General features: G+C 66.5%; 14 protein-coding genes. 6 read left to right on the top strand and 8 right to left on the bottom strand.

The window, feature by feature from the left end:
* Positions 1 to 569 precede the first annotated feature (569 nt).
* From rsmD to CAL25_RS21900, 4 genes are all read left to right on the top strand, one after another.
* A complete protein-coding gene (gene rsmD / locus CAL25_RS21885; protein ID WP_094803990.1) occupies positions 570 to 1163 on the top strand; it encodes a 16S rRNA (guanine(966)-N(2))-methyltransferase RsmD in 594 nt (197 codons plus the stop codon).
* Between the two features lie 59 nt (positions 1164 to 1222).
* Positions 1223 to 1732 carry a pantetheine-phosphate adenylyltransferase gene (gene coaD / locus CAL25_RS21890; RefSeq protein ID WP_094803992.1) on the top strand — a complete coding sequence of 170 codons (510 nt, stop codon included), beginning with the start codon at positions 1223 to 1225 and terminating at the stop codon, positions 1730 to 1732.
* Positions 1733 to 1864: 132 nt separating this feature from the next.
* A complete protein-coding gene (locus tag CAL25_RS21895; protein WP_094803994.1) occupies positions 1865 to 2116 on the top strand; it encodes a YfhL family 4Fe-4S dicluster ferredoxin in 252 nt (83 codons plus the stop codon).
* Positions 2113 to 3330 carry a benzoate/H(+) symporter BenE family transporter gene (locus CAL25_RS21900; RefSeq protein ID WP_094803996.1) on the top strand — a complete coding sequence of 406 codons (1218 nt, stop codon included), beginning with the start codon at positions 2113 to 2115 and terminating at the stop codon, positions 3328 to 3330. The genes CAL25_RS21895 and CAL25_RS21900 overlap by 4 nt, the downstream gene beginning before the upstream one ends.
* A 114-nt stretch (positions 3331 to 3444) precedes the next feature.
* Here CAL25_RS21900 and CAL25_RS21905 read toward each other — a convergent pair whose 3' ends face one another.
* The 3 genes from CAL25_RS21905 to CAL25_RS21915 all read right to left on the bottom strand — a co-directional run bounded on the left by CAL25_RS21905 (position 3445) and on the right by CAL25_RS21915 (position 7561).
* Positions 3445 to 3837, bottom strand: a complete 393-nt coding sequence (locus tag CAL25_RS21905; protein WP_094803998.1) for an MOSC N-terminal beta barrel domain-containing protein — start codon at positions 3835 to 3837, stop codon at positions 3445 to 3447.
* The gene (locus tag CAL25_RS21910; RefSeq protein WP_094804000.1) at positions 3834 to 6335 is read right to left on the bottom strand and encodes an AsmA family protein; all 2502 of its coding nucleotides are present in this window, start codon (positions 6333 to 6335) and stop codon (positions 3834 to 3836) included. Before CAL25_RS21910 ends, CAL25_RS21905 begins: the two co-directional genes overlap by 4 nt.
* Positions 6336 to 6658: 323 nt before the next feature.
* Positions 6659 to 7561 (bottom strand): LysR family transcriptional regulator, encoded by a 903-nt coding sequence (locus CAL25_RS21915; protein WP_094804002.1) that lies wholly within the window; start codon positions 7559 to 7561, stop codon positions 6659 to 6661.
* Between the two features lie 96 nt (positions 7562 to 7657).
* Here CAL25_RS21915 and dkgB point away from each other — a divergent pair, with 96 nt between their 5' ends.
* Positions 7658 to 8461, top strand: a complete 804-nt coding sequence (gene dkgB / locus CAL25_RS21920; protein ID WP_094804004.1) for a 2,5-didehydrogluconate reductase DkgB — start codon at positions 7658 to 7660, stop codon at positions 8459 to 8461.
* A gap of 174 nt (positions 8462 to 8635) precedes the next feature.
* Positions 8636 to 9031: a YybH family protein gene (locus tag CAL25_RS21925; RefSeq protein WP_094804006.1), complete on the top strand. Its 396-nt coding sequence runs from the start codon at positions 8636 to 8638 to the stop codon at positions 9029 to 9031.
* Positions 9032 to 9214: 183 nt separating this feature from the next.
* Here CAL25_RS21925 and ychF read toward each other — a convergent pair whose 3' ends face one another.
* The 5 genes from ychF to CAL25_RS21950 all read right to left on the bottom strand — a co-directional run bounded on the left by ychF (position 9215) and on the right by CAL25_RS21950 (position 13667).
* The gene (gene ychF / locus CAL25_RS21930; protein ID WP_094804008.1) at positions 9215 to 10306 is read right to left on the bottom strand and encodes a redox-regulated ATPase YchF; all 1092 of its coding nucleotides are present in this window, start codon (positions 10304 to 10306) and stop codon (positions 9215 to 9217) included.
* A 146-nt stretch (positions 10307 to 10452) separates the two neighbouring features.
* A complete protein-coding gene (locus CAL25_RS21935) occupies positions 10453 to 11232 on the bottom strand; it encodes a CPBP family glutamic-type intramembrane protease (RefSeq protein ID WP_094804010.1) in 780 nt (259 codons plus the stop codon).
* Complete coding sequence (gene pth, locus CAL25_RS21940) at positions 11229 to 11825, bottom strand: aminoacyl-tRNA hydrolase (protein WP_170948572.1); 597 nt, start codon at positions 11823 to 11825, stop codon at positions 11229 to 11231. Before pth ends, CAL25_RS21935 begins: the two co-directional genes overlap by 4 nt.
* Positions 11826 to 11927: 102 nt before the next feature.
* Positions 11928 to 12533 carry a 50S ribosomal protein L25/general stress protein Ctc gene (locus CAL25_RS21945; protein ID WP_094804014.1) on the bottom strand — a complete coding sequence of 202 codons (606 nt, stop codon included), beginning with the start codon at positions 12531 to 12533 and terminating at the stop codon, positions 11928 to 11930.
* 183 nt (positions 12534 to 12716) lie between these two features.
* Positions 12717 to 13667: a ribose-phosphate pyrophosphokinase gene (locus CAL25_RS21950; RefSeq protein WP_170948573.1), complete on the bottom strand. Its 951-nt coding sequence runs from the start codon at positions 13665 to 13667 to the stop codon at positions 12717 to 12719.
* Between the last annotated feature and the right edge of the window lie 25 nt (positions 13668 to 13692).

A 13692-nucleotide genomic window follows, 5' to 3' on the forward strand; every position in this document is an offset into this window, starting at 1 on the left:
GCAGGCGCGGCGGCAGGCAGCGGCGTGACGTGCACGCCCGCCACTTCCTGGGGCCGGACTTCCGGCACCGGATGCGCGCCTTCGAGCGGCAGCGGCGGCACGGCAGGGTCGGCAACGGCGGTCTGGCCGGCGCTCACCTGCACGGGCGCTTCTGGCGCGACCACGGGCACCTCGGCCGGTTTCGGCGCGGGCGGCGGGGATTTTTTCTTGAAGAAGCTGAACATGGTCGAAAGTATATTCGGAACCGCCGCGCCCCGCCCCGGCGGAGCCCACCCGTTTCATGACGCCGCGTAACCGCGCGGCGCCGGCGCCGTCCCTGTCAGAGGCGGCAAAGGACGGTGCTACGCAGTGTCGGCGCCTTCCACCCGCGAGCCAGCCTGCGACGGCGCGACGCGGTGCTGGTGCCTTCCGCAACCGAGCCGGCGCGCGACGGCACGACTCGGCTCCGGTGCCTCCCCTCCGAGCCGGCGCGCGACAGCACGACTCGGCACCGGTGCCCCCCGCCTGCGAGCCGGCGGGCGACGGCGCTACTATTCGTTCAGCCTTACAAAAATTCTGCCTGGATCTCGATGAAACCCAACCCGAAAGCCGCGCCCTCGGGCTCGCGCACCATCCGCATCGTGGGCGGCGACTTCCGCCGCACGCCGATCGTGGTGCCCGACGTGGCCGGTTTGCGCCCCACCCCCGACCGCGTCCGCGAAACCCTGTTCAACTGGCTCAATCATCTGTGGGCCAACGAGTTCGCCGACAAACGCGTCCTGGATCTGTTCGCGGGCAGCGGCGCCCTGGGACTCGAAGCCGCCTCGCGCGGCGCCGGTCTGGTGCAGATGGTGGAGCAGGACCGGGGCGCCGTGTCCGCGCTGCGGACGCTGCGAGACAAGCTCAAAGCCGACGCCGTCCGCATTCATTCGGGGGACGCGCTGCACGCGCTGTCGCGCATGGACGCGTCGCGCTTCGAGCTGGTGTTGCTCGATCCGCCCTTCGGCCAGGGCTGGCTGGAGCGCCTGTGGCCCTTGCTGCCGCCCGTGCTGGCCCCGGATGCCCTGATCTACATCGAGTCGGAAAGCGCGCTCGCGCCGCCCCCCGAATACGAGATCGTGCGCGAGGACAAGGCAGGCGCCGTGCACTACGGCCTCGTGCAATTTGCTGCATTGCGCAATTAGATCAATAATCCGGTTTCGGAGGATGGTGTTAAACCATATAACAACGGTTCGGAGCTCGCATGATCATCGCTGTATACCCTGGCACATTCGACCCGCTCACCCGCGGTCACGAAGACCTGGTGCGGCGCGCCGCCGCCCTCTTCGACAAAGTGGTGGTGGGCATCGCATACAGCCGCAACAAAAAGCCCTTCTTCAGCATCGAAGAGCGCGTCGAGATCGCGCGTGAGGTGCTGGGACACTACCCCAACGTCGAAGTGCAGAGTTTCGGCGGCCTGCTCAAGGATTTCGTGCGCGAGCAGAACGGCCGCGTGATCGTGCGCGGTCTGCGCGCGGTCTCCGACTTCGAATACGAATTCCAGATGGCCGGCATGAACCGCCATCTGCTGCCCGACGTCGAAACGCTCTTCATGACGCCTTCGGACCAGTACCAGTTCATCTCGGGCACCATCGTGCGCGAGATCGCTCAGCTGGGCGGCGACGTCAGCAAGTTCGTCTTTCCGTCGGTCGAGCGCTGGCTGCACGAAAAGGCCAAAGAGCGCCGCGAGCAGAGCTGGCCCTCGGGCGTCTGAACGCGCCACGCGCGGGCTCGTCTCGAGCCGCCTGGCCGTCACGGCGGCCCCGCGGCCGACGGCGCTACAATCTGACGGCTTGCCCATGCTGGGCAGGCCGTTTTCCATTTGGCGTCCGCGCCCGCCTCTCCCATGGCCCTCCGAATCACCGACGAATGCATCAACTGTGACGTTTGCGAGCCCCAGTGCCCGAACGAGGCCATTTCCATGGGCGCGGAGTTTTACGTCATCGATCCCGACCTGTGCACCGAATGCGTGGGCCACCACGAAGAGCCGCAGTGCAAGGTGGTCTGCCCGGTCGAGTGCATCGAGTTGCACCCACAGTGGCAAGAGGGGCAGGAGTCCCTGATGGCCAAGTATCGCCGCCTCACGGGTGCGGCATGAGCGGCGGGGATCCCGCCGCTTTTACGTCCGACCACCGCCGCAGCGCCAGCGATTTCTCCGTCTCCGCGCTGGTAGCGGGCCTCGTGGCCGTCCTGGTGAGTTTCGGCGGCACGGCGGTACTGATGGTGCAGGCCGGCCACGCCGCGGGGCTCGACGCCGCGCATATCGGTTCATGGCTCGGTTCCATCTGCCTGGCACTGGGCGCGGGCGGCGCGCTGGTCAGCCTGCGTACCGGCGTGCCGGTCGTTTTCGCCTGGTCCACGCCCGGCGCGGCACTGCTGGTCACCGCGCTCATCGGCGTGCCGTTCGATCAGGCCGTGGCCGCGTTCGTGCTGGCGGCGCTGCTCACCATCGCCTGCGGCGTGTTCGGCTGGATCGATCCCATCGTGCGCCGCATTCCGGCCGAGATCGCGGGGGCCATGCTGGCCGGCGTGCTGCTCAATTTCGGCCTCGGCGTGTTCCGCAGCATCGGCGCGCAGCCGGTCCTGGTGCTGGGCATGTGCGTGGCGTATCTGCTGTGCAAGCGCTGGGTGCCCCGCTACGCGGTGCTGGCGGTGCTCGCAGCCGGCATGGTGCTGGCCGCGGCGCTCGGCCTTCTCGATCTGCGCGGCGTGCAGTGGGGCTTCACGGAGTTTGTCTGGACGACGCCGCACTTCACCTGGCAGGCCGCGATCAGCCTCGGCATCCCGATCTTCGTCGTGGCGATGGCCTCGCAGAATCTGCCCGGCCTGGCCATCCTGCAGGCCGCCGGCTATCGCCCGCCTGCCTCGCGCCTCATTACCCTGACGGGAGTGGTCGGCGTGCTGGCCGCGCCGTTCGGGGCGCATAGCATCACGCTGGGCGCGATCATCGCGGCCATCTGCGCCGGGCCCGAAGCGCACCCGGACCCCGCGCGCCGCTACGTGGCCGCGGCCACCTACGGCATCGTCTATGTGCTGCTGTCGGTCGTGGCAGGCGCCGTGGCCGTGTTCTTCCAGGCCTTGCCCGCGCCGCTCATCGCCACGCTCGCCGGCCTCGCACTGCTCGCACCGATCATGGGCGGCATGACCAACGCGATGGCCAACGCCGAGCGCCGCGAGGCCGCGCTGGTCACGCTGCTCGCCACCGCCTCGGGCATGAGCTTCTTTGGCATCGGATCGGCGTTCTGGGGCCTGCTCGCGGGCCTCACGGTGCACGCCGTGGTCACCTGGCGCCGCCGCCCGGCAAGCGCCTGAATCACCTCGAGGCCATCCCAGAGGGGCACGATCGAGGGCAGGCCGACGGCGCCAAAGCAAAATGGCCATCCCGAGGGATGGCCATCGTCATTAACGGCGCTGAAAACCCGGCCGTCAGGCACTCGCCCCGGGCCATCGCACCGGCGCCGTGTCGGGATGCAGCTTGAGCAGCCGCGCGGGAATGCCGAGGTGGTTGGACAGCCACGCCGCCGCCAGCTCGCCCTCGTCGACCACGTCGACGGTCTGCTCACCGACCAGCATCTGGTAGCGCACGCTGTCGTCGTCTTCGATGACATCCAGCGGCACGTCGAGCCGCAGCATGCCGGGCGCGCGGATGACCAGATAGCCGAGCCGCAGCTCGACCGTCACGTCGGCCAGACGCGGCGAGAGCTCGCGCGTGAGCCACTGACCCGCGTCGTTGGCCACGAGCCAGCGGCGGTGATAATCGGCCGCGCGGGCATCGTCGATGACGCCGCATTCGGCAATGGGCTGATATGGCGTGCTCATCGGCCGAGAATACCCTTGATGGCTTGATCGATCGGTGCCGCGACGCCCGAGCCGCTCTTCACGCCGATGGCTTCCTTGAGCTTGTTTTCGAGCGTCTTGCGCAGCGCGCCGGTCACGGCCTGGCGCCACTGCAACGTGTACACCGGCGCATCGAACGCGCCCGTGACCAGCACCGGCACCGTCACGTTCTGCAGGTCGGCGAGGTCTTTGCCGTCCTGGCCCGTGCTGGTGTTGACCACGCGCACGCGGGCCAGCACGTTGAAAGTGCTGTTGGTGAAGTCGATCGTGGCCGGGTCGCCCTGGCTGATGCGCAGCAGCGGCGCGGCGATGTCGAGACGCTTGATCGTGCCGATGCCCTTGGCAATCTGCAGATCGCCTTCCATCGAGCTGAAGTCGGTCTGGCGCTCGGGGCTCGAGGCCACGACCGCGTCATTGGCCTCGCCGCTGAAGGTGGCCTTCAGATCGCGCAGGATCTGCGCGATATTGATGCCCTTGATCGCCCCGTCGCGCAGGCGCACCTGCGCCGTGCCCGCGAGGTTGTTCTTGAGCGCGTAGGTATTGGCGCCCACTGTCTTGAGGTCAAGCGCGAGATTGCCGGTGCCCGACAGCGTGTGCTGCTTTGCCGCATCGGCCAGCAGCGGCTCGATGGCGATGCCCGTGAGATTCAGTTTGCCAACCATGGCGTTGTTTTCGGCCGCATCGACCGAGAACGAACCGCCCAGCTTGCCGCCGTAGAGCGCCGCGCTCAGGCCGCCGAGCTCGAGCTTGCCCTTGGCGAGCTTGACGTTGGCGCCGACTTCTTCGGCCTTCATGCCGCGCACCACGAGCTGGCCGATCTTGATCGTGCCATTGGCGGACTTGTTCAGCAGACCCGACAGATTCAGCGTGTCATCGGCGGGCTTGGCCGGGGTGGCAGGCTTGGCGGGCGGCTTGGACTCGTCCTGCTTGCCGTCGGCCGGCGGCTTGGCCACCGTCGCGCCCACGGCAGGCGCCAGCTTGTCGAGATCGAGGATGTCGACCGCCAGCGCGAACTTCATTTCGGGCTGGGCCATCAGACGCGTGATGTCGGCGGTGAGGTCGAACTTGCCGCCCTCGAGCACCGCGTTGATGCGGGCGCTGGCCTGATCCTTGAGCAGATTGGCGTTGAGGCTGCCGATCACCGGAATGGCCAGGCTGCCCTTGGGCAGCGCCGGATCGGTGATGTTGACGTCGCCCTTGAGCGCCGAGAGGCCGGCGCTGCGCTGGATCAGATTGAGTGCCACCGGCGAGGCGAACACGGTCTTGACGACGCGCTCGCCCTGTTTGAAGGTGCCGTCGAACTTGGCTTCTTTGGCGTCGAGCTCGTAGGCGTTGCCGCCGATGCCGTTCAGGCCGAAGCTGGCGTCGATACCCTGGGCGCGCACGCGGCCCGTGAGGCCGTCGCCGCTCGCCGCGGACGGCGAGATCGCCAGGCCGGGGGCGTCGAGCGCGAGCTCGAACGGGCCGTCGGGCAGCGCGCCCTTGGCGCGCACGGCGGCCTTCTCGAGCTGGAGCTGGGTCTTGTGCGGATCGATGGACAGACGCGGCACCAGCAAGCTGGCCTCCACGCCGCTCATCTTCGAAGGCTCGGTGACGTCGCCCTGGAAGAACATTTCCAGGCCGGCCACGTCGAGCGACGAGGTCGCGCCATTGAAGGCGACGTTGCCGCGGGCGGTGAGCACCTTGGCCTGCGCGCCGGGGATCTGGCCTTCCATGCGCAGATCGAGCTTCTGGGCCGAATAGCGCTTGGCCGAGGGGTTCAGGCGCAACAGGCCCTGCCCGGTCAGCCCCGCGTCGAAGCGCGGATTGCCGCCTTCGACCCGCGCCGACATGCTGACGTCGAACGGCTGATCGAACGTGACGCGGCCGGTATTGGCGTTGAGGCGGCTCACGGTGACCGCCATACCCGTCATCGCATCCTGCATCTGCAGCTCGCCGTCTTTCAGGTCGAGCCCGGCGATGTCGATCTGCATGTTGCGCGGCGTGTTGGGCGTGCCGCTGACCAGGGCCTGGGCCGCGCCGGCGATGGCGCCCGCACCGGCTTCTGCCGCGTTGGCGGGCACCGCGGTGCTCTGCACCGAGCCGCCCACGAGGTCTTCGAAGTTGAAATGGCCGTCTTTGTGGCGCATCACGCGCGCCTTGAAGCCATTGATCGTGACGTGATCGACCACGAAGCTGTTGGACAGCAACGGCCAGACCGCGACGGCCAGCCGCATGCTGTCGATGGAGGCAAAGACGTCGGTGCTGTCCGGCTCGGACAGCGACACGCCCTGCACGGCCAGACCGATGCGAGGAAAGAGCGACAGCTCGATTTCACCGTCGATGCTCAGCGTGCGCTGGTAGCGCTCCTGAACGATCTCCTCAAGCTTGTACTTGTAGGCGTTGGGGTCGAACGTCAGCAGGAAGATGGCCAGGCCGACGACAGCCGCCACCACCAGTACCACCAAGCCGATCAATATGCGCTTGAACCACGTCTTCATTGCTGCCCCGTCGATACCTCGACTTGGATAGAACCTATAAACCCTGCCGGCGGCGCCTGGCAGGCGGGATCGGCGCTGAACACCGAGACGCTACGCGGGCGGCGCGAGGCTGCCTTGCCGACGAAGGCCGCAAGCCCTGGCGCCAGCGTTGCGAATAAAAGTTGGGAGCGTCCGTGCATTGACGAACCGGGCAAACCGGCCCGAGATAGCGCTATCGTAACAAATCAGTGGCAATCGAAGGCGCCCGGTGTGCCCCGATTGGCGTATGAGTCGCAACAGCATGCATCACGAACGTTGCGAAGGCCAGCGCGAGCGCGGCATCGTCACTCATCGAAAGCGCCGGGGCCGATCTGTTCGGCCAGATAGTCCACAAACGACGCAATCCGCGACGAGAGGGCCGTGTTGCGATAGTAGACCGCGTTGATCGGCTGCCGCACATCGAGCGTCTGGCGCGTCAGGATGGGCACCAGACGCCCCGATTGACGGTCCGCCCGTGTCATGAAATCTGACAGACAGACGATGCCCGCGCCCTCGAGCGCGAGGTGGCGCAGGGTCTCGCCGCTGGATGCGCGGATGGTGGGCTTGATGTGCAGCTGCCCGGCATCCGCGTCGCGCAACGGCCATTCGTTCAGGGATTCGGGCTGCGTGAAGCCCAGCAGGTTGTGGCCCGCCAGCTCCTCGACACGACGAGGCTTGCCGGCGCGCTCGAGATAGGCAGGGCTGGCCAGCACGCGGATGCGGCTGCCGCTGATCAAACGCGCGTGCAGCGTGGAATCCTTGAGGCGGCCGATACGGATGGCCACGTCGGTGCGCCGTTCGATGAGATCGATCACCCCTTCGCTGCTGACCAGCTCCAGTTCGACTTCCGGGTGGCGCTCGCGGTAGCCGTTCACGAGCGGCGCCACCACATGCAGCATGAACGGAGAGGCCGCGTCCACCCGCAACCGACCGGCGGGTCGCTCGCGGCGCGCCGCCATCTGTTCTTCCGCCCCTTCCACCAGGTTCACGATTTCGCGCGCCTGCTCCAGAAAGGCCGCGCCCTCGCCCGTGAGCTCGAGACGGCGCGTGGTCCGCCGCAGCAGCGTGGTGCGCAGCTTCTCTTCGAGACGCGACAGCGTGCGGCTCGCACCCGAGACGGTCTGGCCCAGCTGCTCGGCCGCTTTCGAGATCGACCCCGCGTCCACCACGGCGATGAACGTCATGAGTTCGTCCAGCGTGGTCTTCATTGTTGACTCCGTGGCAAATGTATTTGGCTTATAGACGACTGTTTCCGCAAATGTAAAGCCCGCATACTGGCCGCCAATCGAATCAAGGAGCGTTTCATGAATCTTCCCGCCATCGGCCTGGGCACCTTCCGACTGCAGGGCCAACCCGTCATCGACTCGGTGCGCAACGCGCTCGACGTCGGCTACCGCGCGATTGACACCGCGCAGATCTACGGCAACGAAGCCGACATCGGCGAGGCCATCGGCGCCAGCGGAATCGCACGCGGCGAACTCACGCTCACGACCAAAATCTGGACCGACAACCTCGCCGGCGACAAGCTTATCGACAGCTTGAAAGACAGCCTGACGCGCCTGCGCACCGATCACGTCGACCTCACGCTGATCCACTGGCCCTCGCCCGGCGGCGCCGTGCCGCTCGCCGAAAGCCTGCAAGCCCTGGCCGAAGCCCGCCAACAGGGGCTGACGCGCGCGATCGGGATTTCGAACTTCACGATCGCGCTGAGCCGTCAGGCCCGCGAGCTTGCCGGTGGCGACGCAATCGCCACCAACCAGGTCGAGATCAGCCCCTACCTGCAGAACCGCAAGCTGGCCGCGTACGCCCGCGAGACGGGCCTGCACCTGACCTCTTACATGACGCTGGCGTACGGCAAGGTGTTGGCCGACCCGGTTCTCGTGGAGATCGCACGCAAACACGGCGCCACGCCGGCACAGGTGGCACTGGCCTGGGCACTGCAGCTCGGCTACGCCGTCATCCCGTCGTCCACCAAGCGCGAGAACCTCGCCAGCAATCTGAAGGCGGTCGACCTGAAGCTGGACGAGGACGACATGGCCGCCATCGCCGCGCTCGATCGGGGCGAACGCCAGGCCAACCCGGAAGGGCTGGCGCCGGTTTGGGATTGAACGAGGCGTTGTGGCGCGCCGCCGCCCACGCGTATAGTGTGGGCATGCGCACGCCACGTCACACCGCCCGAATTATTCGCACCATTCTCTGAGTGGTGGGTGCGTGTGCAAGACCAACCCGCCAGAAGGCGGGTTTTTCATTCGTGCTTCTGGCTGTTTTCACCTGGAGCCAGCATGACCGATCACCCCCTGCGTCACATCATCGAAGCCTGCGACCGCGCCATCACCGCGCGGGACTACGACAGCCTGATGCACCACTACGCCGACGACGCCGCGCTCGTCATCCGGCCCGGCCAGATCGTGCGCGGCAAGGACCGCATCCGCCAGGCCTTCGCCGCGATCGCCGCCCACTTCGACCACAAGCTCGTGGTCACGCAGGGTGAGATGCAGGTGATCGAAGGGGCCGGCACCGCGTTGGTCATCATGGAAACGCACCTGGACATTCCCGCCGGCGACACCATGCAGCAGATCACGCGGCGCGCGACCTATGTGTTCCGTCATGATCCGGACGGACAGTGGCGCTGCACCGTCGACAATTCGTACGGCACCGATCTGCTGAACCCCGCCTAGCACGTCGATCCAACAGCCCGCCCACGCGGACATCGACGAAATCGTGCTGCGTCCGACGAAGCAGAAATTCCGCTCGCGCGTGATGGCGTGCGTTGAATGACGAAGGCCTGGGTCCGGTGCGGTACCGGAACCAGGCCTTCGATCTTGTGCGCAGCCGCCCGGTGATCGGGCGGCTGCGTTGCGTCAGACGTTGAACAGGAAGTTCATCACGTCGCCATCCTGCACGACGTATTCCTTGCCTTCGGCGCGCATCTTGCCGGCTTCCTTGGCGCCCTGCTCGCCCTTGCAGGCGATGTAGTCGTCGTAGGAGATCGTTTGCGCGCGGATGAAGCCGCGTTCGAAGTCGGTGTGGATCACGCCGGCGGCTTGCGGGCCGGTGGCGCCGATCGGGATGGTCCAGGCGCGGACTTCCTTCACGCCTGCCGTGAAGTAGGTCTGCAGACCCAGCAGCTTGAAGGCGGCGCGGATCAGGCGGTTCAGGCCCGGCTCTTCCATGCCCATGTCGGCCAGGAAGGCCTGGCGGTCTTCGTCGGGCAGATCGACGATCTCGGATTCGATCGAGGCGCAGATGGCCACGACCGGGGCGCCGCGCTCGTTGGCGAATGCGGTCAGGCGGTCGAGCAGCGGGTTGTCGGTGAAGCCGTCGTCGCTCACGTTGCCCACGTACATCGCGGGCTTGGCGGTGATGAAGCACAGCTGCTGGATCACGGCGAGGTCTTCGGGCGACAGGCCCAGCGAACGGATCGGCTTGGCCTGGTTCAGGTGCGCGATGCAGGTCTCGAGCACGCCGACCAGACGTTGCGCTTCCTTGTCGCCGGAGCGCGCGGTCTTGTTGTGGCGGTGCAGGGCCTTCTCGGCCGTTTGCAGATCGGCCAGCGCGAGCTCGGTCTCGATCACTTCGATGTCGGCGATCGGGTCGACCTTGCCGGCCACGTGGATCACGTTGGGATCTTCGAAGCAGCGCACCACGTTCACGATGGCGTTGGTTTCGCGGATGTGCGAGAGGAACTGGTTACCCAGGCCTTCGCCCTGGCTCGCGCCCGCCACCAGACCGGCGATGTCGACGAACTCGACCGTGGCCGGCAGGATGCGCTCGGGCTTCACGATCTCGGCCAGCTTGGCCAGGCGCGGATCCGGCACCTCGACCACGCCCACGTTGGGCTCGATGGTGCAGAACGGGTAGTTCTCGGCCGCGATACCGGCGCGGGTCAGAGCGTTGAAGAGCGTCGATTTGCCCACGTTGGGCAGGCCAACGATGCCGCATTGCAGAGCCATGGAAATCCTGTGTCAGTACGATATTTGCGCGCTGTTGCGCGATTCAGGGTGCAGTTTACCGCCTGTACCCGGGTCGTGGTGGCGTGGCGGCATCCGCCGGCCGGCCGGTCGAACCGGCGCGGCCTGCCCGGCCAGCGGCGGGCAAATCAGGTGGCTGCCTCGGGCAGCCAGCGCATCAGGGCCCAGATCAGCAGGATCGGGCCGGCATTGAACATGGCGTGCAGCAAGACCGCCGCGCCGATGCCGCGGCGCACGCGCATCCAGCCCAGCACCAGGCCGGTCAGATACTGCGGCAAGACCAGCGCGGGCATCAGCCACCAGGGCATGGCGCTGAACTTGAAATTGCTCAGGTGTACCGCGGCGAAACTCAGCGCGCTGATGTGGAACACCCAGAAAAAATGCCGGATATAGAAACGGCGCCAGCGCGTGTTCCAGCCACGCAGACGAGCCGGCGCGTCGCGCAGGCCCCAGCCGGCAAGCAACACCAGCGCGGTCGCCGTGGCGATCACCCAGGTCTTGGGACCGTTGATCACCACCGCCACCATCAGCGGCACGAGCCACAGCGCCTGCAGCGGACGCCGCAGGCCGTAGCGGAACAGCATCTCTTCGACCAGCGGAGCCCAGACCACCGCGGCGAGCCACGGTAGATTGCTCGGATCGAGGCGGTGCATCGCGCCGCCCGCCCCGGCAGCCGCGACCGCGATCGGCCCCAGCACGAACAGATTGATGACCCACAGCAGCGCCGCCCAGGCCAGCACGCGGCCGGGCCGCACGCTCGGCCAGATGTCGCGCTCGAGACCACTGCCCTGGCTGCGCGGACCGATGCGGCCACGCAGGGTGGGCGCACGCAGGAAGCGCCACCAGTCGGCGATCTCCTCACGCAGCGTGAGCGGGCCGGGAGCCGGCAGCGGCGCGCGGCGCGTCACGCCGGATTACCGCCGTGCAGCTGGCGCGTGGCCTGCGCAAAATCGCCGCGCAACATCGCGGGCACGACCGCACGCGAACGGGTGATGACGTCGTCGATGCCGCCCTGCTCTTCGCGGCGCGGCGGATGCAGCACGAAATCCGCGACCTGCTGCTGCAGGTTGAGCGTGCGCGGATGGCCGATGCCGATGCGCAGCCGCCAGAAATTGGGGCTGCCCAGCGCGGCCTGAATGTCTTTGAGGCCGTTATGCCCCGCGTGTCCGCCGCCCTGCTTGAGCTTGGCCTGGCCCGGCAGCAAATCGAGCTCGTCATGCAGCACCAGCACTTCTTCGGGCGTGACCTTGTAGAAACGCGCGAGCGCGCCCACGGCCTGGCCGGAGCGGTTCATGTAGGTGATGGGTTTGAGCAGCAGCACGTTCTCGCCGTCAACGCGCGCCTTCGCCACGAATCCGGAGAAACCTTTCTCGAGATTGAAGGTGGCGCGCAGGTCGTCGGCCAGATGGTCGGCCAGCCAGAATCCGGCGTTGTGACGGGTGGCTTCGTACTCGGGGCCAGGATTTCCCAGCCCGACGATCAAACGTATGGGTGCGGACATGATGCGTGTGTTTAGAACACAAAAAACCCTGCGCATGCAAACGCAGGCGCAGGGTCTGTGCGGGGCGCGACCCCGCGTGCCTGGAACGAGTCCGGGAGAGCCTTAGGCGGCCGGCGCCTCGGCGTCGCCTTCGTCGGCAGCAGCGCCCTTGGGAGCGACAGCCGAAGCGATGACGGGGTCATCCGAACCGTGCACAGCGAAGGTCACGCCCAGCGGCAGCTTGACTTCCGACAGGTGCACCACGCCGCCACCCAGCAGATCCTTCAGATCCACTTCGATGAACTGGGGCAGGTTCTTCGGCAGGCAGGTCACTTCGACTTCGGTCACGATGTGCGAAATGATGTTGCCCGACAGCTTCACAGCCGGCGAACCTTCAGCGTTGATGTAGTGCAGGGGCACCTTGGTGTGCAGAGCCTGGTTGGCATCCACGCGCTGGAAGTCGATGTGCAGGACTTGTTGCTTGTAGGCGTGCCATTGAACCGAGCGCAGCAGAACTTGTTCGTTCTTGCCGCCTTCGATCGCCATGGTCAGGATCGAAGCGTGGAACTCTTCCTTGCGCAGGGCGTGGAAGATTTCGTTGTGGTCGAGCTCGATGTTCAGGGGGGCAGCCGTACCGCCGTAAACGATGGCGGGAACGCGGCCCGCGCGGCGCAGGCGGCGGCTCGCACTCGTACCCTGGACGCTACGCGAAGTGGCATTGAATTTCATGGAAAAACTCCAAACAATCTGGCGAAAAAAATCCGCCGGTCGATTTCACGCCGCGCAACATGCGCGGCGTGTGATCCGCCTGCTGCCGCGACCAGCAACAGGCAAATGGGGTAATGAGGCCGGAGACCGCGATCGGATCAGGCGATCCGCTCAGCGAGGCACGCCGGCCTGGGGGTGTCTGCCTCAGTCGGCAAACAGCGAGCTGACCGACTCGGCGTTGGAAATACGCAGAATGGTCTCGCCCAGCAGCGCCGCGCACGACAGCTGGCGGATCTTGCCGCAAGCCTGGCCCTCGGACGAGAGCGGAATCGTGTCGGTCACCACGAGCTCGTCGAGCGACGAAGCTTCGATGCGTTCGATGGCACCACCCGACAGCACGGGGTGCGTGCAGTAGGCGTACACGGCGCCGGCGCCGCGTTCCTTGAGGGCCTGGGCCGCCTTGCACAGCGTGCCTGCCGTATCCACCATGTCGTCCATGATGATACAGGTGCGTCCGTCGACCTCACCGATGATGTTCATCACTTCGGAGACGTTGGCGCGCGGGCGGCGCTTGTCGATGATGGCCAGGTCGGCTTCGAGCTGCTTGGCCAGCGCACGGGCGCGAACCACGCCACCGATGTCGGGCGACACCACGACCAGGTTCGAGAAATTGCGGCGCCAGATGTCGCCCAGCAAGATCGGACCTGCGTAGATGTTGTCGACCGGGATGTCGAAGAAACCCTGGATCTGGTCGGCGTGGAGGTCCATCGTGAGGACGCGATCGACGCCGGCCACTTGCAGCATGTTGGCCACGACCTTGGCCGAGATCGACACGCGCGCCGAGCGCGGGCGGCGATCCTGGCGGGCGTAGCCGAAATACGGAATCGCGGCGGTGATGCGGCCAGCCGAGGCACGGCGCAGGGCATCGACCATCACCATGATTTCCATCAGGTTGTCGTTGGTCGGCGCGCACGTGGGCTGGAGCACGAAGACGTCTTTGCCGCGGACGTTTTCGTTGATCTCGACCATCACCTCACCATCCGAGAAGCGGCCGACGGTCATCTTGCCGAGCGACATATCGAGATGGTTGACTACGTCCACGGCCAGGCGGGTGTTCGCCGTGCCCGTGAAAATCATGAAGCTATCGTTTGCCATGATGCAGGTGATGGTCGTTTTGAAA

The organism is Bordetella genomosp. 5 (genome assembly GCF_002261315.1).
Lineage (GTDB): Bacteria > Pseudomonadota > Gammaproteobacteria > Burkholderiales > Burkholderiaceae_B > Bordetella.